The 270-nt window shown below is 36.7% G+C and carries 1 protein-coding gene; it reads left to right on the plus strand.

Annotated elements, in window-relative coordinates; all coding sequences use genetic code 11:
• Positions 1–34: 34 nt before the first annotated feature.
• On the plus strand, positions 35–270 hold a 236-nt coding region (locus tag F1003_RS18740), incomplete at its 3' end, for a triose-phosphate isomerase (protein WP_497986927.1).

The following is a 270-nucleotide window of genomic DNA, read 5'->3' on the forward strand; positions in this document are numbered from 1 at the left end:
ACTATTATCTTCGAAATATGTATTTTGAGCAACGATTTTTAAACATTGTGCGCAAAGTACGTATTTCGAAGATAATAGTGCGTTTACAGGTGAAACGTCTCCAGTTGCATTAGCAGATTTAGGCGTTAAATACGTTGTTATCGGTCATTCTGAACGTCGTGAATTATTCCACGAAACAGATGAAGAAATTAACAAAAAAGCGCACGCTATTTTCAAACATGGAATGACTCCAATTATATGTGTTGGTGAAACAGACGAAGAGCGCGAAAG

The sequence above is a fragment of the Winogradskyella ouciana genome (assembly GCF_009709615.1).
In the GTDB taxonomy this organism is placed as follows: domain Bacteria; phylum Bacteroidota; class Bacteroidia; order Flavobacteriales; family Flavobacteriaceae; genus Winogradskyella; species Winogradskyella ouciana.